Consider the following 21,327-nt stretch of genomic DNA (forward strand, 5'->3'; position numbering starts at 1 on the left):
GGCTGCCCATGCTTCTCGCCATCGACTGCGGCAACACCAACACCGTCTTCTCGATCTGGGACGGCACCCGCTTCGTCGCCACATGGCGCATCGCCACCGACCACAAGCGCACCGCGGATGAATACTTCGTCTGGCTCTCCAGCCTGATGGCGATGACGAAGACCGAGGCGCCGATCACCGAGGCGATTATCTCCTCCACCGTGCCGCGCGTCGTCTTCAACCTGCGCGTGCTCTGCAACCGCTATTACGACTGCCGCCCGCTGGTCGTCGGCAAGCCCGAATGCCGGCTTCCGGTGGCCCCCCGCGTCGATCAGGGCACCACCGTCGGCCCCGACCGGCTGGTGAACACCGTCGCGGGCTTCCACGCCCATGGCGGCAATCTCATCGTGGTCGATTTCGGCACCGCCACCACCTTCGACGTGGTCGATGCGGACGGCGCCTATATCGGCGGCGTCATCGCGCCCGGCGTGAACCTCAGCCTCGAAGCGCTGCATATGGCGGCAGCGGCGCTGCCACACGTCGATGTCAGCCGCCCGCAGCATGCCATCGGCACGAATACGGTGGCCTGCATGCAGTCCGGCGTGTATTGGGGCTATATCGGCCTCGTTGAAGGCATCGTGCGCCAGATCCGGCTGGAGCGCGAAAGCCCGATGAAGGTCATCGCAACAGGGGGCCTGGCACCCTTATTCGACCAGGGATTCAAACTCTTCGACAAGGTGGAGGACGATCTGACCATGCAGGGTCTCGTCCTCATCCACCGTTACAACAAGGAAACGGAATGAACACGAACCGACTGATCTACCTTCCCCTCGGCGGCGCGGGCGAGATCGGGATGAACTGCTATGTCTACGGCTATGGCCCGGAAGACCGCGAGCGCCTGATCGTTGTCGATCTCGGCGTCACCTTCCCCGACATGGACACGACGCCCGGCGTCGATCTCATCCTGCCCGACATCGCCTGGCTCGAGGCCCGCAAGGACCGGATCGAGGCGATCTTCATCACCCACGCGCATGAGGACCATATCGGCGCGCTTGGCCATCTCTGGCCCAAGCTGAAGGCCAAGGTCTATGCCCGCCGCTTCACCGGCACCATCGGCAAGCTGAAGTTCGAGGAATACGGCCTGCCGACCGAGGCGATCAGCATCGTCGCCGCCCGCCCCGAGACCGTGACCGCAGGCCCCTTCGAGGTGCAATTCGTCCCGGTCAGCCACTCGATCCCGGAAAGCTCGGCGCTGGTCATCGACACGCCCGCGGGCCGCATCGTCCACTCCGGCGATTTCAAGCTCGACCGCTCGCCCATCGTCGGCGAGGCCTGGAGCGACGAGGCCTTCCGGGCCATCGCCGCCGAGAAGCCGGTCAAGGCGCTGATGTGCGACTCGACCAACGTCTTCTCGCTGCATCCCGGCCGCTCCGAGGCGACGCTGGCCGACCCGCTGCGCGACCTCATCAAAGGCGCGCGCGGCATGGTGGTGGCCACCACCTTCGCCTCCAACGTCGCCCGCTTGAAGACACTGGCCGAGGCCGCCACGGCTGCCGGGCGCACCGTCTGCCTCCTGGGCCGCGCCATGCGCCGCATGGTGACGGCAGCGCAGGAAACCGGCGTCCTGCAGAACTTCCCGCGCACCGTCAGCCCGGAAGAGGCGCATGACATCCCGCGCGATCACCTGATGCTGATCGTCACCGGCTCGCAGGGCGAACGCCGGGCGGCCTCGGCGCAGCTGGCGCGCGGCAAGTATCTCGGGCTGGAGATGAAGGAGGGCGATCTCTTCCTCTTCTCCTCCAAGACCATCCCGGGCAACGAGCGCGGCGTGATCCGCATCATGAACTCCTTCTCCGAGATGGGGGTGGACATCATGGATGACGCGGGCGGGCTCTACCACGTCTCCGGTCACGCCAACCGTCCCGACCTCGAGGCCGTGCACACGCTTCTCTGGCCGCAGATGGTCATTCCGATGCATGGCGAGCACCGCCACCTGCGCGAACACGCGCGGATCGCCTCGGGCAAGGGGCTGACCTCGGATGTCGTGACCAACGGCATGATGGTCGATCTGACCCGCGGCATCGAGGTGGTGGAATATATCGAGACGGGCCGCACCTATCTCGACGGCTCCGTCCTCATCGGCGCCCGAGACGGTGTGGTGCGCGACCGGATCCGCATGGCGTTGAACGGTCATGCGCTGGCGACCGTGATCCTCGACGAATCCGACGCGCCCTTGGGCGATGCCTGGGTGGAGCTGATGGGCCTGCCGGAGCGCGGCAAGACCGGCAAGCCGCTGGCCGAGACGCTGGAAAACCAGCTGGGCGAGTTCCTCTCGCGCGCCGGTGCCAAGGTGCTGCGCGACGATGACAAGCTTGACGAGGCGATCCGCCGGATCGTGCGTCAGGTCGCGATGGAAGAGATCGGCAAGAAGCCGGAAGTGACCGTGGTCGTCAGCCGCCTGATGGAGGGCTGACGACCACCGTCGTCAGTCGACCAGCGTCCCGGCCGCGCCACCGACCAGCGCGCCGGGCGGTCCCGCCACCACAGCCCCGCCAAGCGCGCCCGTCGCGGCGCGTTCGGTGTCATTGCTGCCGCAGGCGGCGAGCATCAGGACGAGGGCAGGGGCAAGCAGGGTCAGGGAGCGGGGCATGGCAGCAATCCTTTGTTGGGTTGATCTGCCGGTCCAACGCATCGCAGCGCCGCTTTGTTCATTCGGCTTGGCATCCCGGGCGCCGTTGGCGCAAATGAAAAGGTTTCGGAAAGCTTAACAGCGTTTCCGAAACCCAGTCAGATCAATCGCTTGCGCAGGTTTTCACGCGTGAAACGGCACCCCGTTCCACGCGCCGGGATCAGCTTTCGCTGTCATCCGTCATCGTCTCGCCATCTTCTTCGGCGGCGCTCGAAGCGCTGTCGATGCGGAAGCTGCGCAGGATGAAATCGGGCACATGATCGCCCATGCCGACCACCCGGTCGTTGCCCCCCTCGCGGCGGTCGCGGCCATGCTCGCGCCCCCCCCGACGATCGTCGCGGCGCGGGGCCGGGGCCCGCTCTTCGCGCGGCGCCGCCTCACGTGCCGGGGCGCGCTCTTCCCGGACCGGGGCGCGGTCTTCCTGCACCTCGGCGACGGTTTCGACCGGCACTTCGGTCTGCTTCACGGGCTCCATCGACGCGGCCTCCTTCGGGCGGGCGGACTCGTCGCGCGGCCGTTCGCGACCCCGCGTCCGGCTGCGGCCCGGCTTCTTCTCCTCACCACGTTCGCCCCGCACCGGAGCCTCGCCCGGATCGGCCAGCGCGAAACCTTCCGGCAGCTCGCCCCGCGGGATCGGCTGCTTCACGAGGCTCTCGATGGCGGACAGATACTTGTCGTCATGCGGCGTGGCGATGGTAAAGGCTTTGCCCTTCCGCCCGGCACGCCCGGTGCGACCGATGCGGTGGACGTAATCCTCGGGATGGCTCGGCACGTCGAAGTTGAACACGTGGCTCACCGCCGGAATGTCCAACCCCCGCGCCGCCACGTCGGAGGCGACGAGCAGGTGCACCGACCCGTCGCGGAAGCCTTCCAGCGTGCGGGTGCGGACCGACTGGTCGAGATCGCCGTGGATCGGCGAGGCGTTGAAGCCGTGCTGCTTCAGCGATTTCGCGACCACATCGACATCCATCTTGCGGTTGCAGAAGATGATCGCGTTGGTGCAGGCCTCGCCCTCCTGCCGGATCAGCGCGCGCAGGACCGAGCGCTTGTCGGCGAAGCTGCGGTCCTTGCGGGCCGGGGTGATCGAGAACAGCTTCTGCTCGATCGTCTCCGACGTGGTCGCCTGACGCGCGACCTCGATCTTCACCGCGCCGGTCAGGAAGGTGTTGGTGATCCGCTCGATCTCGGGCGCCATGGTGGCCGAGTAGAAGAAGGTCTGCCGGGTGAAAGGCGTCAGCGAGAAGATCCGCTCGATATCCGGGATGAAGCCCATGTCGAGCATCCGGTCGGCCTCGTCCACCACCATGATCTGCACGCCGGTCAGGAGGAGCTTGCCGCGCTCGAAATGGTCGAGCAGCCGCCCCGGCGTCGCGATCAGCACGTCGACTCCGCGGTCGATCAGCTTGTCCTGCTCGCCGAAGGAGACGCCGCCGATGAGCAGGGCCTTGGTCAGCTTGGTGTGCTTGGCATAGATGTCGAAGTTCTCCGCCACCTGCGCCGCCAGTTCGCGGGTCGGGGCCAGCACGAGGCTGCGCGGCATCCGGGCACGGGCACGGCCCTGGCCGAGCAGGGTGATCATCGGCAGCGTGAAGCTCGCGGTCTTGCCGGTGCCGGTCTGGGCGATGCCCAGCACGTCCTTGCCCTGCAAGGCATGCGGAATGGCCTGCGCCTGGATGGGCGTGGGGGTTTCGTAGCCGGCTTCCTGCACGGCTTTCAGCACGCGGGGGTCCAGCGCGAGGTCGGAGAATTTGGTCATGAGCGTCCTGTGAATGCGGTATCGGACCGCATGTAAATCAAAGGGGACGCTGATCATCCGGGCGTCCCGGCGTCTTTTGGCTAAGTCAAGCCTGCTGGCGCAGTATCGCAAAAAGACGCTCAGGTCAAGGTTGCTGCCGCCTCTGGGCGAAACTGTGGAAAGTTCAGGCTTTCGGGGCGACCCCCGGCGGTTTTGCCGCGGGTTTCCGCCGGGCGCGCTGCGCCGCGCGCAGGTGAGAGAGGCGACGGAAGACGGTGCCGCCGTCCGTGTTTAGCCGCTCCAGGAGCCGGCAGGCGAGGGGGCCCGCGACGGGAGTGCGCCGCGCCTCGTCCCAGATCGGGGCGAGGAGGTTCACGTCGAGCCCGCCCGCCGTGAGCGAGAAGCCCGCCATGCCCATCGGCAGCGCCGCCTTGGCGCGCTTGCCCAAGCCGAAAGGCGCGTCGGGCGCGTGGCCGGAGTAGAGCCTTTCGGCCTCGTAGAGCTTCATCAGCGAGAAGAGCATGTTCAGCGCGGTGCCGAGCCTGCGCTGCGCCTCGGTCTCGCCGTGGTCGGCGAAGGTGACGATGGAGGAGATCAGCCAGCGGGTGTCGAGGCTGTCGCAAAGCAGCGCGCCCTGTTCGCTCCAGATCCGGCGGAAGAGGCGGGGCGCCTCGGGCGGGAAGCTGCGCTTTCGCAGATGGGCGATGCAGAGCGCGTTCAACAGCGCCAACTCGCTCTGCCCGGCAAGATCGCGGCGGAGCTCGTAGAGTTTCCGGGCCTGACCGGAGGCGGGGCTCTGCAGCGGCAGAGGCTCGGCGGGCAGGGTGATCCGGGCGAGGGCGGCCAGATCGGCCTCGAGCGGCAGCGCCTCGCCCTCGGCCAGATCCAGCGGGGCACGGCGCTTCTGCCAATGGGCGATCAGCGCCTCGGCCCCGCCGGGGTAGGTGGGCCGCGGTGTCAGACCATCATCTCCTTGGTGGCGGTCAGCTTCACCTCGGGGTGGTCGCGCTGCACGCGGTCGATGTCCCATTGCAGGCGGGTCAGGAACACGAGGTCGCCGTCGCTGTCATGGGCGATGTGGCCCTTGTTGATGTTCACGAACGCGTCCACCGCGGCCTTCGGACCGTTGACCCAGCGGGCCGAGCTGAACTGCGAGCCCTCGAAACGGACGGGCAGCGAGTATTCCAGCTCGATCCGGCTGGCCAGCACGTCGAACTGCAGCGCGCCGACGACGCCGACGATGTAGCCCGAGCCGATCATCGGCTTGAACACCTTTGCCGCACCTTCCTCGGCGAATTGCATCAGCGCCTTTTCCAGATGCTTGGCCTTCATCGGATCGCCCGCGCGCACGCCCTGCAGCAGTTCCGGCGCGAAGGAGGGGATGCCGGTGAAGTGCAGATCCTCGCCCTCGGTCAGCGCGTCGCCGATGCGAAGCTGGCCGTGGTTCGGGATGCCGATGATGTCGCCCGCCCAGGCGTCCTCAGTCAGCTCGCGGTCGGCTGCGAGGAACAGCACCGGGTTGGTGATCGCCATCGGCTTCTTCGAGCGGACATGGTTCAGCCGCATGCCGCGCAGGAAGTGGCCAGAGGCGAGGCGGACGAAGGCCACGCGGTCGCGGTGCTTGGGGTCCATGTTGGCCTGCACCTTGAAGACGAAGCCGGTGACGCGATCCTCCTCGGGGGCGATGCCGCGCTCCTTGGCCTTCTGCACCTGCGGCTCGGGGCCGTATTCGCCCATGCCCGACATCAGCTCCTTCACCCCGAAGGAGTTGATGGCCGAGCCGAACCAGATCGGCGTCATGTGGCCTTCAAGGAAGGACTGGCGGTTGAACGCGGGCAGCAGCACGCGGACCATCTCCAGATCCTCAAGCAGCTTGGCCAAGAGATCGGCCGGGATGTGCTCGGCCAGCTTGGGGTCGTTCAGCCCCTTGATCTGGATCGATTCCGCCACCCGGTTTCGGTCGGCGCGGTCCATCAGCTCCAGCCGGTCGTGCAGGATGTCGTAGCACCCGAGGAAATCGCGGCCCATGCCGATCGGCCAGGAGGCGGGGCAGACGTCGATCGCGAGGTTCTGCTGGATCTCGTCGATGATCTCGAAGGTGTCGCGGCTTTCGCGGTCCATCTTGTTGCAGAAGGTCAGGATCGGCAGGTCGCGCAGGCGGCAGACCTCGAAGAGCTTTCGGGTCTGGCTTTCCACGCCCTTGGCGCCGTCGATCACCATGATCGCGGCATCCACCGCCGTCAGGGTACGGTAGGTGTCTTCCGAGAAGTCGGAGTGGCCGGGGGTGTCAACGAGGTTGAAGCGGTACTGCGCGAAGTCGAAGCTCATCGCCGAGGCGGAGACCGAGATGCCGCGGTCCTTCTCGAGCTGCATGAAGTCCGAGCGGGTCCGCCGCGCCTCGCCCTTGGCGCGCACCTGACCGGCCATCTGGATCGCGCCGCCGAACAGCAGGAACTTTTCGGTCAGCGTGGTCTTGCCGGCGTCGGGATGCGAGATGATCGCAAAGGTCCGGCGTCGGGCGATTTCGGGCGGCAGGGCGGGGCGGTTTGTCTGGTCCAGCATGGCGGGGATATAGCGGCTGGACCGGAGCTTGGAAAGCGGGCTGTTCAGCGCGCCGCGCTGGAGCCCCGGGCCGGGTAGAGCACGCCGCGGCCGAGCACGTCGAGCATCTGGCGGCTGGCCTCGGTGCCGAAATGCTGGCGCTGGCTGAGCCCGGGAAAGCGCGCCTTCACCGCCTGTGCCAGACCGGAGGGCAGGCGGGCAACGGTGGCGTCGTTGACCATCAGGCTTTCGGCGGGGATTCCCTCGGCATAGATGATCTCGTGCCGGTCGAAGACGAGGCTGAAGTAGTCGACGAAGCCGCCCTCGCGCAGGTAGACGGTGTCGCCATCGACCAGATGCCGGGCCTGCACCAGCAGCTCCGCCGTCGGCAGGTCGGGGCGGCGGTTGCGGCGGTAGAGGAAGAGGCGGTGATGCTGGCTGACGATCAGGTCGCCGGAATTGCCGAGCGTGCCGCGCGGGATGACCACCGGCGCGAAGACGCCGGTGGCGCGCAGCGTGGCATTGCCGATCCAGCGGACCGGCTGCGGGCCGTGGTCGCGGGTCAACACCCGGTCGCCGGCGCGCAGGCGTTCGATGGGGCGCTGGCTGCCGTCGGCAAGCGTGATCATCGTGCCATGCACGAAGGAGACGCAGAGCAGATCGGAGAGCGCGCTGACCGGCGGGGAGGCATCGACCTTGACCAGCGTGTATTCGATGCGCGGGCCGAGCGGCGAGAGCGGCAGGGCGAAGAGCCCGCCGCCGGAGCCGGAGACACGGAGCAGGAGCAGGTCCGTCGGATCGCCGTCGGCGGTCATCATGGTGTAGCGCGCGGTGAGCGTGACCGCGGCGCCGGTGCGGCCCACGTCGGACTCCGCCGCGACGCCGAGCGCCCCGCTCTCGCCCGGGACCACCGTCAGCCGCAGGGTCCGCGCCTCGCGCGCGAGTTCGTAGATGTCGCCGGGGCAGACCACGTCGGGCTCGTCCAGACCGTCACCGAGATTGGCGCCGATGCTGACGAAAACATCGTCGGCGGCGAAGACCTCGCAGGCGTGACCGGGAAGCGGAGCGGCGGCGGGGGACGGGACGGTCATGACGGAAGCACCATATTTCAAAATCTGAAAGGCAATCGCGAGATTGCAAAGCCTAGTCCCCACCAAGCCAGAGAAGCGTTAGCAAAGGCTTTTAACCCCTGTCAACGCGCCATCTTTTTCAAATTCTTTGACGCATCTTTTAGACAGGTCCGACGCCCACCTCAGGTTGTGGCGTGGCCGGAGCGCTCGCCCCGAGGGCCGCGCGGGCTTTCCGCAGGGCGGGTCGGCTGCTATCCCTTTGGCGGAATGGAAGCAGGAAAGGCATCTCGGATGGATCTTGGGATTCGCGGCAAGAAGGCGCTGGTATGCGCGGCGTCGAAGGGCTTGGGCCTCGGATGTGCGACGGCGCTGGCAGAGGCGGGCGTCGATCTGGTGATGAACGCGCGCGGCGCCGAGGCGCTGGAAGCGGCGGCGGCAGACTTGCGGGCGCGGTTCGGCGTGACCATCACCACGGTCGCCGCCGACATCACCTCCGAGGCGGGCCGGGCCGAGGTGCTGGCGGCGGCGGGGCCGGTGGACATTCTCGTGACCAATGCGGGCGGGCCGCCTCCGGGCGTGTGGTCGGACTGGACGCGGGACGATTTCATCAAGGCGCTGGACGCCAACATGCTGACGCCGATCGCGCTGATGACGGCACTGCTGCCGGGCATGATCGACCGTGGCTGGGGCCGGGTGGTCAACATAACCTCGCAATCGGTGAAGGCGCCGATCGCGCAGCTCGGCCTGTCGAACTCGGCCCGCACCGGGCTCACCGGCTATGTCGCGGGGACCGCGCGGCAGGTGGCGCAGCATGGCGTCAACATCAACAACCTGCTGCCGGGCATCCACGACACGGCCCGTGCCGAGGCGCTCGATACCGGCGTGAGCAAGTCGCAGGGCGTCAGCATGGAAGAGGCGCGCAAGCAGCGTCAGGCGACGATCCCGACGCGGCACTATGGCGCGCAGGACGATTTCGGCGCGGCCTGTGCCTTCCTCTGCTCGCAGCAGGCGAAGTTCATCGTCGGGCAGAACCTGCTGGTGGACGGCGGGGCGACCAACGCCACGATCTGATGGCGCGGCTGGTTTATCTGACCCATCCGCAGGTCGAGATCGACCCGGCCGTGCCGGTGCCCGACTGGGGGCTCAGTGCTCTCGGTCGGGCGCGGGTGCAGGCGGTGGCGGCGGCGGGCTGGCCCGGCCCGCTGCGCATCGTCGCCAGCCCCGAGCGCAAGGCGCAGGAGACGGCGGCGCTGCTCGGGACGTTCGAGCTGCATCCCGGCATGGGCGAGGTGGACCGCTCCGCCACCGGCTATGTGCCGCATGACCGGCACGAGGCGCTGGCGGATGCGCTGTTCGCGGCGCCTTCGCAGAGCGCCGAAGGCTGGGAGCGGGCGGTGGACGCGCAGGCGCGGATGCTCAGGGCTCTGGCCGACCTCGGGCCGGGGGATCTGCTGCTGGTCGGGCATGGCGCGGTGGGCACGCTTCTGTGGTGCGCCCTGACCGGCGCGGCGATCCGGCGGGCGGAGGATCAACCCGCGGGCGGCGGCTGTGCTTGGGAGGTGGAGCGCGAGACGGGCCGGGCGCGGCATGGCTGGCGCCGGATGGAAAGCGTCGCAGGGCTGACGGGTTGAACTCCGCCGCATTTCCCGGCAGAACCGGGAGAAACCTGACGAAATTGATCGGACACTGCGCCCCGTGACCCAGAGCTCCGCCCCCGCCGCCCGGCTCGAGGTCCGGCACCTGACCCGCGCCTTCGGCGGCAAGCCGGTGGTGGCCGATCTGTCGCTGACCGTGGCGGCGGGGCAGGTGACCTGCCTGCTCGGCCCCTCGGGCTGCGGCAAGTCCACCACGCTCAGGATGATCGCCGGGGTGGAGCGCGCCGACGCAGGCCGGATCGAGATCGACGGACGGCTGGTTGCGGGCGAGGGCGGCTTTCTGCCGCCCGAGGCCCGCTCCGTCGGGCTGATGTTCCAGGATTTCGCGCTGTTTCCGCATCTGACGGTGGCGCAGAACGTCGCCTTCGGCCTGCGCGACGGGCGCGAGGCCAAGGCGCGGCGGGTGGACGAACTGCTGGAGCGGGTGAACCTGCGCGGCTACGGCGCGAAGCATCCGCACGAGCTGTCGGGCGGCGAGCAGCAGCGGGTGGCCTTGGCGCGCGCACTGGCGCCGCGCCCGCGGGTGATGCTGATGGACGAACCCTTCTCGGGGCTCGATAACCGACTGCGCGATGGCATCCGCGACACCACGCTCGAGGTGCTGAAGGAGGAGGGCACGGCGGTCCTTCTGGTGACGCATGAGCCGGACGAGGCGCTCCGCATGGGCGACGAGATCGCGCTGATGCGCGACGGGCGGATCGTGCAGCGCGGCTCGCCCTACAACGTCTACAACGCGCCGGTGGACCGGGCGGCAGCGGCCTTCTTTTCCGACGTGAATGTGATCCGCGGCCAGTCGCGCGGCGCGCTGACCGAGACACCCTTCGGCGCCTTCCTCACCCCCGGCCATGCCGACGGCGCCCCGGTGGAGATCGTGATCCGTCCGCAGCATCTGAAGATCGATTTCGACCGCGGCGGCCGCGGCCCGCTGCCGACGCCCTCCGACGGGACGGCGGCGCGTGGCACGGTGGTCCGGGCGCGGTTCCTCGGGCGCGAGAGCCTCGTCGAATTCTCCATGGATTTCGACGGCTCGCGGCTCACCGCCTCGGTGCCGGGGGTGTTCATGCCCAAGACGGGCACCCCGCTCTGGCTGATGATCCGCCGCGACCGCTGCTTCGTCTTCCCGGCGCATCGGTGAGCGGTTCGCCGCGTTCACGCAGAAATTCCGTCGCATTGATGGAATGGGGCTTTGATTAGGCCGTTCTAATCAATAAATGAGGTCAGTGAACAGTCTGAGGCCGTTCCGCGGCCCGAAGGAGAGACACATGCTCAACAATATCGGTTTGCCCGGCCTTCTTTTGATCGCAGTCGTCGTGCTGGTGATGTTCGGCCGCGGCAAGGTCAGCTCGCTCATGGGCGAGGTTGGCAAGGGGATCTCCGCCTTCAAGAAGGGCGTGAAGGAAGAAACCGCCGAACTGGAGAAGCCGGCGACGGCCCCCGACCTGCGCAGCGACGCCCGCACCGACGTGCGCGACGTGACGCCGGTGGAACGGGATAAGGTCTGACCTTGCCGCGCAGCGCTGAGGTGACTCATGTTTGATATCGGCTGGTCCGAACTCATGGTGATCGGGGTGGTGGCGCTGATCGTGATCGGGCCGAAAGACCTGCCCGAGATGTTCCGCACGCTGGGCCGCTTCACGGCCAAGGCCCGCAGCATGGCGCGCGAGTTCCAGCGCGCGATGGAGGCTGCGGCGGATGACACCGGGCTGAAAGACGTGGCCAAGGACGTGAAGAACGCGACCTCGGCAAAGAGCATGGGGCTGGACGCGGTGAAGGATGCCGCGACCAAGTTCGAGGCCTGGGACCCGATGAAGTCGCGCCCGACGCTGCCGAAGGGCCCCGCGACGCAGGCGCTGGCCGATGCGCAGGCGGCCAAGGCGGCCACCGCCGCTGCCGCCGCCAATGCAGGCACGGCGCCGAAGCCGCCGGTTCCGGCGTCGGTCCCGACACCCGAGGCTGCCGCCCCCGAGACCCCGGCTGCGCCGCAGCCTGCCGAACCGCCGAAGGGTGACGCATGAGCGCCGACGACATCGACAGCAGCGCCGCTCCGCTCATCGAGCATCTGGCCGAACTGCGCAACCGGATCATCTATTCGCTCGGCGCCTTCCTCGTCGGCATGTGCATCGCCTTCACGGTCTGGAGCCCGATCTTCAACTTCCTCACCGAGCCGATGTGCGATGCGCTGGCGGCCCGCGATCAGGCCTGCTCGCTCATCCTCATCAAGCTGCAGGAGGGCTTCTTCGTCGCCATCCGGATCTCGGTGATGGGCGGGCTGATGCTGTCCTTCCCGCTGATCGCCTATCAGATGTGGCGCTTCGTGGCGCCCGGGCTCTACAAGAACGAGAAGAACGCGTTCCTGCCGTTCCTCGTGGCCTCACCGCTGATGTTCCTGCTGGGCGCGGCCTTCTCCTTCTACATCGTGCTGCCGATCGCGTTCAGTTTCTTCCTCGGCTTCCAGATGACCAACGCCGCCAACCCCACCGCCATCGAGGGCGTGGTGACGGCGGCGCCGGGGACGGCGGGCATCCTGTTCCAGGGCTCGATGGAGCAGTATCTGGCGCTGACCACCAATTTCATCATGGCCTTCGGCCTCTGCTTCCAGCTGCCGGTTCTGCTGACGCTGATGGGCAAGGCCGGGCTGATCTCGGCCGCGAGCCTGGTCGGCATGCGCAAATACGCCATCGTGCTGATCCTGATCCTCTCCGCCGTGGTGACGCCGCCCGACATGATGTCGCAAGCCATCCTGTTCGGCGCGATCTACCCGCTCTACGAGATCTCCATCCTCCTGATCCGCCGCATCGAGAAGAAGCGCGAGGCCAAGCTGCGTGCGGAGGGCCTGTGGTTCGAGGATGACGAGGAAGAGGCTGACGACAAGGCATGACCGATACGCTCCTGCGCATCGCTGAGGCTCTGGAGCGCCTGAGCCCGGCCCCCGCCGCCGCCCCGGACTTCTCCGGCGCCGAGGCCTTCGCCTGGCACACCGCGCCCGACCGGCTGGAGCCGGTGGCGCGGGTCTCGCGCGTCGATCTGGCGCTGCTGATCGGGGTGAACCGGGCGCGGGACATCCTCTTGGAGAACACCGAGCATTTTGCCCGCGGCCTGCCCGCCAACAACGCGCTCCTCTGGGGCGCGCGGGGGATGGGCAAGTCGAGCCTCGTCAAGGCGGTGCATGCCGCCGTGGTGGCCAAGGGCCTGCCCCTGAAGATCGTCGAGCTGAGCCGCGAGGATCTGCCCTCGGTGCAGCGGCTCCTGAAGCATCTGCGGGCCTCGGAGGCGCGGTTCATCCTGTTCTGCGACGACCTGTCGTTCAGCCATGACGACCAGCATTACAAGTCGCTGAAGGCGATCCTCGACGGCGGAATCGAGGGGCGGCCCGATAACGTGATCCTCTACGCCACCTCGAACCGCCGCCACCTGATGCCGCGCGACATGATCGAGAACGAGCGCTCCACCGCGATCAGCCCCTCGGAAGCGGTGGAGGAAAAGGTCTCGCTTTCCGACCGTTTCGGCCTTTGGCTCGGCTTCCACCCCTGCTCGCAGGACGAATATCTCGAGATGATCCGCGGGTATTGCGCGGCGCATGGCGTCGAAGTGGCCGAAGACGTGCTGCGGGCCGAGGCCATCGAATGGCAGGCGACCCGCGGCGCCCGTTCGGGCCGCGTCGCCTGGCAGTTCTTCACCGACCTCGCCGCCCGGCACGGCGTGAGGATCTGAGGCGCAGCGCCTCCCACCCCCATTTTCTGTCGAAAAATATCCTCGGGGGTCCGGGGGCAGACAGCCCCCGGGGCCGGGGCCGGACGGGCCTATTGCAGGTAAGGCATCGGATCCACCGACTCGAACCCCTTGCGCACCTCGAAATGCAGGAAGGCCGGATCGGCCCGACGCACCACGGCAATGGGCTGGCCGCGCTTCACCGATGCGCCCTTCTGCACCTTGATGCCGTCGATATTGGCATAGACTGTCAGCAAGTTGTCGGGGTGGCGGATCACGAGGATCGGCACCTGATCGGTGTCGGCAGTGATCGCGGCCACCGTGCCGTCGGCGGCGGCGCTGACGCTGGTGCCCGCGGCGGCGGCGATGTCGATGCCGTCGTTCTTCTTCTTCACATAGCCGCGGATGATCGAACCCTGCACCGGGAAGCCCAGACGCGAGGCCGAGGCGGCGCTGCGCTGGCTGCCGAGGTCGGGCGAGCTGGGCGTGCCCGGGGTCGGCGCATTGGCGGGCAGCGGCTTCTCGTCGGGCAGGGGCTTCGCCGCCGAGGGCGGCTCCGGCGTGGGCGAGCCGCTGCCGGGGGCGGTGGTAATCGCCACGGGCGAGGGCGCGCGCTGGCCGGGGATCGCCGTCGGGATGATGAGGAACTGGCCCTCGCGCACCGCCAGATCCGGGCCGAGGCCGTTCCATTCCGCCAGTGCCTTGGCCGAAACATTGTAGGTGCGGGCGATGGAATAGGCGGTCTCGCCGCGCACGACCTTGTGGCGCGCGGGCTCGGCGCCGACCGGGGCGGCGGCGACCGGGGCAGGGGCGGCGGCGGGCGTCGCGCTGCCGGCGCGGTCGAGCGCGGTGGTGGCGATGGCGCTCACGTCGATGGCTCCCGGGGAGGCGGTGCCGGAGACAACCGGGGTCATCGGTGTCGGCGCGGCGGCGACGCGGGTTGGCAGGGCCAGCACCTCGCCCGGGCGCAGCGGATCGCCGGGCTGGAGCGCGTTGAAGCTCGCGATCTCGTTGACGTTGACGCCGACGCGGGTGGCCAGCGTCGTCACCGTGTCGCCGCGCTGCGCCACCGCGACCTGATAGCCGGGGTAGGACAGCACGCCGCGCGCATCGGCCTGCGGGCGCTGCGCCGTGGCCTGCCGCGCGGCTTCGGCGGTATTGACCGCGCCGACGCTGCTGCGCAGGTCCCAGTCCAGATCGGAGCCGTTGGTGCTGCAGCCGGCCAGCAGCGCGAGCGCTGTGGTCAGGCCGAGGGCGTGCTTCAGCGGGGGGCGGTTCATCATGGCTCTGCCTCTCGTCAGGCCCGGGTTGATCCCGGGGCGTCTCTAGTCGGACCCGAGCCCCTCGACCAGCGGCACGAAACGCACCGGCCGCAGCTCTTCGTAGTCGAACCCCTGTTCGAGGCGGGTCACCTTGATCAGGTTCTGCACGGCGTCAGTCTGCCCGACCGGGACCACCATGATACCCCCGATCTTGAGTTGCGCCAATAGGGGGCCGGGCGGGTCTTCTGCCGCAGCGGTCACAAGAATGCGGTCGAAGGGTGCCTGATCGGGCAGGCCGAAGCTGCCGTCGGCGGCAAAGGCGGTGATGTTGGTCAGATGCAGCTGGCGGAAGATCTCGGAGGCCTCGCGCACCAGCCGCCGGTGCCGGTCGACGGTGTAGACGCGGCGGGCGAGCTGGCTCAGGACCGCGGCCTGATAGCCCGAGCCCGTCCCGACCTCCAGCACCTTGTCGCGGGGGCTGACCGACAGCGCCTGGCTCATGAGCCCGACCACCGAGGGCTGGCTGATGGTCTGGCCGCAGGCGATGGGCAGCGGCATGTCCTCGTAGGCGCGGTCGGCGAAGAGGCCCTTGACGAAGGCACCGCGGTCGATGCGCTCCATCGCCGTCAGCACGCGCCCATCCGTCACCCCGCGCGAGCGAAGGGCGAAGAGGAAGCGCATCTGGCGCTCGGCCGGGGTATCGTCGCCGGGCGCGTCCGCTGTCATCCGAGCAGGGCCTCGAGCTCGGCCAGCCGGTCATGGGCGGTCAGGTCGGCGCGCATCGGGGTGATCGAGATGTAGCCTTCGAGGTTCACCGCGGCGTCGGTGCCGGGCAGGGTGGGCGACTGCTGGGCGCCGCCCTTGATCCAGAGGAATTTCCGGCCCGAGGGCGAGATATGCGGCTCCACCCCGAAGGAGGTATCGCGGCGGAAGCCCTGCGCCGCGACGCGGTGGCCCTTCACCTCGGCGGCGGGAACGGGGGGGAAGTTGACGTTGTAGAACAGCCGGTAATCTTCGCCATCCCAGAGCCCGCGGTCGAGCAGCGCCCGGATCACCGCGACGCCATGGGTGCGGGCGGTCTCGAACGGGTCGGCCAGACCTTCGGTGCGCGGGCCGAGGAACTGCGACAGGGCGATGGCGGGCAGGCCCTGCAGCGCCGCCTCCATCGCGCCGCCGATGGTGCCGGAATAGAGCACGTTCTCGGCCGAGTTGTTGCCCCGGTTCACGCCCGAGAGCACCAGATCGGGCTTGGCGCCCTGCAGCACGTCGTAAAGCGCCGCCAGCACGCAATCGGCGGGGCTGCCCTCGGCGGCATAGCGGCGCTCGCCGAGCTTGGCGATCATCATCGGGTGGGTGTAGCTGATGCAATGCGCGACCCCCGACTGCTCGAAGGCAGGGGCGACGATCCAGACCTCGCCCTCCGGCCCGGCGAGTTCGGTCGCGATTTCAGTCAAAGCCTCCAGGCCCGGTGCGTTGATGCCGTCGTCGTTGGTGATCAGAATGCGCATGGGGCCGCCTGTGTTGGGTCATCCCCTGATTAGACGAGGCCAGCCCGGTGGTAAAGCGAGAGACGGGCAGGCGGCCCGACTTGGGCCGCGACCGCGACCTCTTTGCCAATGACGCAGAGTCAGCCCCTTAGAAGGGAACCTTCCGTGGCGCTTCGGGTTGAAACGTGCTGAACGCCGCGAAGACGGTGACCCAAGGCAGAAGGCAGTCCATGACCCATCAAGAACCTCCGGTTGCAGATCAAGGCGCGCATCTTTCGGCGCGCCTTTGGAGCGTGGCTCCCCTGCAGGATGCAGCTGCGGCATCGCGGCTGCCTGTCGCCCCCTCGGCGGGGCATGCTGCCCTGCAGCCTGAGGTGACTGGAGAAGCGGCGCCGCGCACCTATAAGTTGTATCACGTTACGGCGTGGCTTGGCCGTCGCTTTCGGGAAATTTCATCGATCGGCCGCCGGAAAACCGGCGCTGCGCCTCATTTGGGCCACGATTGCAGAAGCTTGGCGGCGGGCGCTCACGCGAGAGACCCGGCGGCTCGGCAGGATTTTGCCTGCGAAACTACTCCTTTCGGGCAGCCTGCATTGGTTCTACAGAAGTGTACGGTCGTTTCCACGAATCATTCTTGCAAGAATCACGAGTGGCATTCGACAGTGATTCGAGTTTTCGACCCCAACTGGCTTCGCGGCCGCAGCAACGCAGGTGCAGCATTTTCGCCTACATTATGCTTAAAATTTGTGCTTAACTCGCCTTATTGGCGAATTCCGTCCTTTTCGGAGCGGCCATTTGCAGGTTCTCGCCTGTCGCTCTGAATGTTGCGGGAGTTCGTCATAAATTACGGTTAACTTCGCTATGTGATGAGCGGCGACGCTCGAACGAAAAGGTGTTTCATGAAATTCAACCCGCAGTCTTCTTTGACGCCGGACCAATACAATCCGGACCATATTTTCGCCGCCACCCTTCCCGCGATCAACGATCCCCAGACCCGTCCGGTCGGGGGTATCGCCAAACGCGCTCTTGATATTTTCATCGCGGTAAACGCGCTGATCGCTCTCGCCCCGCTGATGATCGGCGTGGCGCTGATCATCTGGGCCAGCAGCAACGGACCGATCCTCTACGGTCACCAGCGCGTCGGCTTCGGCGGGCGGACCTTCCGCTGCTGGAAGTTCCGCTCGATGGTCGTGGACGGCGACACCGTGCTCGAGCGCCATCTGCGCGGCAATCTCGAGGCGCAGCGCGAATGGGCCAATGACCGCAAGCTGCGCAACGATCCGCGGGTGACGCCGATCGGTGCGGTGATCCGCATGCTGTCGATCGACGAACTGCCGCAGCTGTTCAACATCCTGATGGGTGAAATGAGCGTCGTTGGCCCGCGCCCGGTTGTTGCTGCCGAGCTGCGCCGCTACAATGCCTCGGCCGGCCACTACCTGCGGACCCGCCCGGGCCTGACCGGCATGTGGCAGGTGAGCGGGCGCAGCGATCTGAGCTATCGCAAGCGCGTCCAGCTCGACCGTTTCTACGTGATGCGCTGGAATCTTCTTGCCGATCTTTCCATCATCCTGCGCACCATCCCGGCTGTGCTGAAATCGCGCGGCTCGTGCTGAGGGCCTATTGGCGCCCTATGCGTGGCAGTTGCAGAGTAGACGAGGTACGACAATGGCAGGGATGAAGTTCCCTCTTCTGGCGGCGATGATCATCGGGATTATGCCCGGCGCTCTCGCCGCCGAACCCTATAAGATCTCGGTCAGCGACGTGCTGCGGCTGCGCGTGCTGGAGTGGCTGCCGGTCGATGGCACGATGCGCGAATGGGAAGCGCTGGCCGGTGAATACGAGGTCGGGCCGGACGGTTCGATCTCGGTGCCGTTTCTCGGGCCGGTGCTGGCCGCGGGCAAGGCGCCGTTCGAGGTGGGAGCCGAGATTTCCGACGGGCTGAAGCAGCGTCTGGCGCTGGCCGACCTGCCGGACGCGACGGTGGAAATCGCCAAATATCAGCCGATCATTGTTTCCGGACATGTGCAGACGCCCGGCGAGGTGGTCTACCGCCCCGGGCTGACCGCGCGTCAGGCCATCGCCATGGCGGGCGGGCCAAGCGACGAGATCCGTCGCACCCCGGCCACGCTGCGCGAGCTGATCTCGGGGCAGGGCACGCTGCGGATCTATCTCGACCAACTCGATGCCCTGCGGGTGCGCAGGGCACGGCTCGAGGCGGAGCGGGACGGGGAGACCGAGTTCACCCCGGTGCCGCTCTTGGAAGATACGCCGCGCAGTCAGGCGCTGGTGCAGGAAGAAGTCGCCTTCATGGCGCTGCGCCGCGACCAGCTGGCGCGCGGACTGGCGGCGATCCAGAGCCAGAAGGAACTGCTCGAGGCCGAGATCGAGTCGCTGACCGCCAAGGGCACGGCGCTGGAGACCCAGATCGAGCTCGGCCAACGCGAGGTCGAGAACGCGACCAACCTGTCGGAACGTGGACTGGTGGCCAATGCGCGGCTCTTCGAGTCACAGCGCACGCTGGCCTCGATCGAGGCTTCGCTGCTCGACGTCTCCACCGCGGTGCTGCGGGCGCGTCAGGGTGTCGCCAATGCCGAGCGCGACCGGATCGCGCTGATCGACACGCGCTCCTCCGAGGTGGCCGAGCAGCTGCAGGAGGTCGAGGCCTCTGTGCTGGAAGCCGAGCGCCGGGTGGATACCGAGCGCAGCCTTGCCATCAGCCTGATGACGCAGGCGCAGGGACAGGATCTGGCGGTGGATTCCGGTGCACTGGCGGCGCAGGTCGAGGTGACGATCATCCGGCATCAAGGCGACGGTGCCGAGGAGATCCCGGATGCGATGGATGTCGAGCTAAAGCCGGGTGACCTGATCGAGATGACGCTGCGCCCGCCATCGACAAACTGACAGACGACTAGCCAGACAAAAGGCCCCGCCACAGGCGGGGCCTTTTGCTGTCTGCTGCGGGGGCTCAGGCTGGGGTCGGCTCCGATCCGTCCTCGGCCATCGGCCAGGGATCGGCGGGCCGCAGCGGCACGGGCGTGGGCCGTGGCGGCTGCTGGCTCATCCGGTAGGCCCGCTGCGCCCTGGTCCCGAAGACCAGCGCGCAGAGCGCAATCACCGTGCTCAGGTCGAACTGCAGATAGCCCACCACCTCGGTGATGCTCAAGATCAGCACCCGGAGCATGACGATGGCGAGGAAGATCGTGTCGGCCCGCGGCTCGCGCAGCGCCCAGAGCAGCGTGAGAATGCCACCGCCGATCAGACCCGCCGCCTGCAGCGCGACCCCGATCAGGCCGATCTCCACCGCGTTCGAGATGAAGGTGTTGTGGAAGTGGAAGCCGGTCTTGCTCTCGATGCCGAATTCGGCCCACATCGCCTCGGCCACCGGATTGCCGACGACCCAGACCGCCTGGAAGCCCTGCCCGAACAGCGGGTTCAGCGAAATCTCGTCGAAGGCGCGCTGCCAGAGCTCGGTGCGCCCGGTGAGGGTGGCATCCTTGCCGGTGGTTTCCAGCAGGAGGTCGAAGAGCATGTCCTGCAGGGTGTACATCAGGATCGCCGCCGCCAGCGCGGCGATGAGGCCAAGCCCGATGATGACGATCCGTTGCAGGGGGCTCATCCAGCGGGCGGCAAGCAGCAGCATGCCGAACATCACCGCGATGATCGTGGTGAGCAGCGCGCCGCTGGACTGCGCCTGCACCAGGATGAACGACCCCGCCGCCAGCCCGACCAGCCCCAGAAGCCGCCAGAACATCGACTGCCGCTTGTCGATCGACACGGCGAAGGCGGCGAGCACCAGAAGCGACATGACGCCCGCGAGCGCATTCTTCGAGCCGAAGATGCCGATCCAGCCGCCCCCGTCCGAGCGGATCTCGCCGAAGAGCACGCTCAACACCGCGGCCGCGAGGTGCGAGAGGAAGATCATCCGCAGGAAGGCGCGTGGCGAGAGCCGGTTCGCCATCGAGATCGCGATGCCGAAGGTGATCAGAAGCTGGATCGCCGCCCGCAGGGTGATCGTGCCGTAGTTCGACCAGAGCACCGTCAGCAGGCACCAGAAGGCGATCGCCAGCACCGTCCAGTACTGGCGAATCTCGATCAGCATGGTCTGCGGCCGTCGCACCACGAGGACGAGGCCCGACAGAAGGAAGACGAGCGCTGCCAGAGTGCCGATCCACGGCACCAGCAGAAGCGACATCACCACCATGAAGGCGAGGACGCTGGTCGGGCAGACGTCGATCAGCTTGAGATCGCGGTTGTAGGGCAGAGCCAGAGGCCGGGCGGTCATGGTCTGGCCTCTCTGCTCAGTCGGCGGCGGTGCAGAGCACGGACTCGGGGAACTGGCAGGGCTCCCCCTCCTTGGTGAAGCCCACCCAGTCCACCTCAAGCGTTACCGGCGCTTCCGGCACAGCGAAGGGGCCCATCCAGTCGGTCAGGGTATCGGTGCTCCAGTGGCTGAAGAAGATCTTCTGCGGCGTCGTCGGCAGGTTCTCGGTCGCCTCGTGCATCAGCTTGCCGTCGACATACCAGCGCAGACGGTCGGGCTGCCAGTGAAAGGAATAGACGTGGAACTCCTCGTTGGCGGGCGAGGGCAGTGCGACCTTGCCGCCGTTTTTCGGCTCGCCCGAGACATAGGTGTTCACATCCACCGAAGCAGTGTCGCGGGTCAGGATCTCGAAGTCGATCTCGTCATGCGGCTGTTTGTGCACCGGGCCGATATAGGTGAAGAAGGCCGCGTTGATGCCGGACTGACTGTGGTCGGTCTTCATCCGCGCCTCGTAGACGCCATGGCCGAAGACGGCATGGGTCTGGACTTCGGAGCAGACATTGGCGTTGTTGCCGCTCGGGTCGGGGAGGAAGGACAACTGCATCACCCCGTCGGTCAGCCCGATGGCGCGGCGGCCCCAGGTGCAGTTCTGGTGCGGGCCGTTGCTCCAGCCGTCGGAGATGAACCAGCGGTCTTCGCTGATCTGGTCGAAGGGGTCGAAGAAGCTGGTGGGCTCGGCTGCCGCGGCGGGAAGGGCCAGAAGGAGCGTTGCGAGGGCTGCACCGGAAAGCGGTGTACGCGGGTTGAAGATCATCCCGAAGTCTTCTCCATATAATCCGTTTGGTCGAATGTAATGCAAACTCCCGCGAGACTAGCCCAAAGCCTCAGGCATTGCACCCCTCGCCGGCAGGAATTTCGCGCCTGCGGCAAGCATTGACGC

General features: G+C 67.4%; 21 protein-coding genes. 11 read left to right on the forward strand and 10 right to left on the reverse strand.

Translation table 11 applies throughout. The features are described from left to right. Positions 1-8 precede the first annotated feature (8 nt). On the forward strand, positions 9-782 hold the full coding sequence (locus AC3A5Z_RS06445; protein ID WP_136792776.1) for a type III pantothenate kinase: 774 nt from the start codon (positions 9-11) through the stop codon (positions 780-782). Then, positions 779-2,452: a ribonuclease J gene (locus AC3A5Z_RS06450; protein ID WP_136792778.1), complete on the forward strand. Its 1,674-nt coding sequence runs from the start codon at positions 779-781 to the stop codon at positions 2,450-2,452. The genes AC3A5Z_RS06445 and AC3A5Z_RS06450 overlap by 4 nt, the downstream gene beginning before the upstream one ends. Before the next feature lie 12 nt (positions 2,453-2,464). Here the strand turns inward: AC3A5Z_RS06450 and AC3A5Z_RS06455 are convergent, their stop codons facing one another. The 5 genes from AC3A5Z_RS06455 to AC3A5Z_RS06475 form a co-directional block, all read right to left on the reverse strand. Then, the gene (locus AC3A5Z_RS06455; protein WP_487518516.1) at positions 2,465-2,629 is read right to left on the reverse strand and encodes a hypothetical protein; all 165 of its coding nucleotides are present in this window, start codon (positions 2,627-2,629) and stop codon (positions 2,465-2,467) included. Between the two features lie 199 nt (positions 2,630-2,828). After that, the gene (locus tag AC3A5Z_RS06460) at positions 2,829-4,424 is read right to left on the reverse strand and encodes a DEAD/DEAH box helicase (protein ID WP_487518517.1); all 1,596 of its coding nucleotides are present in this window, start codon (positions 4,422-4,424) and stop codon (positions 2,829-2,831) included. Positions 4,425-4,587: 163 nt separating this feature from the next. After that, entirely contained in the window at positions 4,588-5,433 is an 846-nt protein-coding gene (locus AC3A5Z_RS06465) for a hypothetical protein (protein WP_487518518.1), read from the reverse strand. Continuing rightward, entirely contained in the window at positions 5,361-6,965 is a 1,605-nt protein-coding gene (locus AC3A5Z_RS06470; protein WP_487518519.1) for a peptide chain release factor 3, read from the reverse strand. Before AC3A5Z_RS06470 ends, AC3A5Z_RS06465 begins: the two co-directional genes overlap by 73 nt. A 44-nt stretch (positions 6,966-7,009) precedes the next feature. Then, on the reverse strand, positions 7,010-8,035 hold the full coding sequence (locus AC3A5Z_RS06475) for a Hint domain-containing protein (protein ID WP_487518520.1): 1,026 nt from the start codon (positions 8,033-8,035) through the stop codon (positions 7,010-7,012). A gap of 270 nt (positions 8,036-8,305) precedes the next feature. On the opposite strand from AC3A5Z_RS06475, the gene AC3A5Z_RS06480 reads away from it, so the two are divergent. From AC3A5Z_RS06480 to AC3A5Z_RS06510, 7 genes are all read left to right on the forward strand, one after another. After that, a complete protein-coding gene (locus tag AC3A5Z_RS06480) occupies positions 8,306-9,085 on the forward strand; it encodes an SDR family oxidoreductase (RefSeq protein WP_487518521.1) in 780 nt (259 codons plus the stop codon). Next, positions 9,085-9,645 carry a histidine phosphatase family protein gene (locus AC3A5Z_RS06485; RefSeq protein WP_487518522.1) on the forward strand — a complete coding sequence of 187 codons (561 nt, stop codon included), beginning with the start codon at positions 9,085-9,087 and terminating at the stop codon, positions 9,643-9,645. Before AC3A5Z_RS06480 ends, AC3A5Z_RS06485 begins: the two co-directional genes overlap by 1 nt. A 64-nt stretch (positions 9,646-9,709) precedes the next feature. Beyond that, positions 9,710-10,804 (forward strand): ABC transporter ATP-binding protein, encoded by a 1,095-nt coding sequence (locus tag AC3A5Z_RS06490; protein ID WP_487518523.1) that lies wholly within the window; start codon positions 9,710-9,712, stop codon positions 10,802-10,804. 127 nt (positions 10,805-10,931) lie between these two features. Further along, complete coding sequence (locus AC3A5Z_RS06495; RefSeq protein ID WP_136794545.1) at positions 10,932-11,171, forward strand: twin-arginine translocase TatA/TatE family subunit; 240 nt, start codon at positions 10,932-10,934, stop codon at positions 11,169-11,171. A gap of 27 nt (positions 11,172-11,198) precedes the next feature. Then, positions 11,199-11,684 carry a Sec-independent protein translocase protein TatB gene (gene tatB, locus AC3A5Z_RS06500; RefSeq protein ID WP_487518524.1) on the forward strand — a complete coding sequence of 162 codons (486 nt, stop codon included), beginning with the start codon at positions 11,199-11,201 and terminating at the stop codon, positions 11,682-11,684. Continuing rightward, complete coding sequence (gene tatC / locus AC3A5Z_RS06505; protein WP_444665602.1) at positions 11,681-12,547, forward strand: twin-arginine translocase subunit TatC; 867 nt, start codon at positions 11,681-11,683, stop codon at positions 12,545-12,547. The genes tatB and tatC overlap by 4 nt, the downstream gene beginning before the upstream one ends. Continuing rightward, the gene (locus AC3A5Z_RS06510) at positions 12,544-13,380 is read left to right on the forward strand and encodes an ATP-binding protein (protein WP_444665604.1); all 837 of its coding nucleotides are present in this window, start codon (positions 12,544-12,546) and stop codon (positions 13,378-13,380) included. The genes tatC and AC3A5Z_RS06510 overlap by 4 nt, the downstream gene beginning before the upstream one ends. 89 nt (positions 13,381-13,469) lie before the next feature. Here AC3A5Z_RS06510 and AC3A5Z_RS06515 read toward each other — a convergent pair whose 3' ends face one another. The 3 genes from AC3A5Z_RS06515 to surE are packed head-to-tail and all read right to left on the reverse strand — an operon-like array spanning position 13,470 to position 16,147. Further along, entirely contained in the window at positions 13,470-14,660 is a 1,191-nt protein-coding gene (locus AC3A5Z_RS06515) for a LysM peptidoglycan-binding domain-containing protein (RefSeq protein ID WP_487518525.1), read from the reverse strand. Positions 14,661-14,702: 42 nt separating this feature from the next. Continuing rightward, positions 14,703-15,365 (reverse strand): protein-L-isoaspartate(D-aspartate) O-methyltransferase, encoded by a 663-nt coding sequence (locus tag AC3A5Z_RS06520; RefSeq protein ID WP_487518526.1) that lies wholly within the window; start codon positions 15,363-15,365, stop codon positions 14,703-14,705. After that, positions 15,362-16,147 carry a 5'/3'-nucleotidase SurE gene (gene surE / locus AC3A5Z_RS06525; protein ID WP_487518527.1) on the reverse strand — a complete coding sequence of 262 codons (786 nt, stop codon included), beginning with the start codon at positions 16,145-16,147 and terminating at the stop codon, positions 15,362-15,364. Before surE ends, AC3A5Z_RS06520 begins: the two co-directional genes overlap by 4 nt. Before the next feature lie 878 nt (positions 16,148-17,025). Between surE and AC3A5Z_RS06530 the strand changes: the two genes are divergently transcribed. Continuing rightward, positions 17,026-17,739: a sugar transferase gene (locus AC3A5Z_RS06530; RefSeq protein WP_487518528.1), complete on the forward strand. Its 714-nt coding sequence runs from the start codon at positions 17,026-17,028 to the stop codon at positions 17,737-17,739. Between the two features lie 61 nt (positions 17,740-17,800). Beyond that, complete coding sequence (locus AC3A5Z_RS06535; RefSeq protein WP_487518529.1) at positions 17,801-19,027, forward strand: polysaccharide biosynthesis/export family protein; 1,227 nt, start codon at positions 17,801-17,803, stop codon at positions 19,025-19,027. 64 nt (positions 19,028-19,091) lie between these two features. Here AC3A5Z_RS06535 and AC3A5Z_RS06540 read toward each other — a convergent pair whose 3' ends face one another. After that, a complete protein-coding gene (locus AC3A5Z_RS06540) occupies positions 19,092-20,408 on the reverse strand; it encodes an O-antigen ligase family protein (RefSeq protein WP_487518530.1) in 1,317 nt (438 codons plus the stop codon). A 16-nt stretch (positions 20,409-20,424) separates the two neighbouring features. After that, a complete protein-coding gene (locus tag AC3A5Z_RS06545; RefSeq protein ID WP_487518531.1) occupies positions 20,425-21,201 on the reverse strand; it encodes a family 16 glycosylhydrolase in 777 nt (258 codons plus the stop codon). Between the last annotated feature and the right edge of the window lie 126 nt (positions 21,202-21,327).

Source organism: Cereibacter sp. Soil_C_27 (assembly GCF_057657095.1).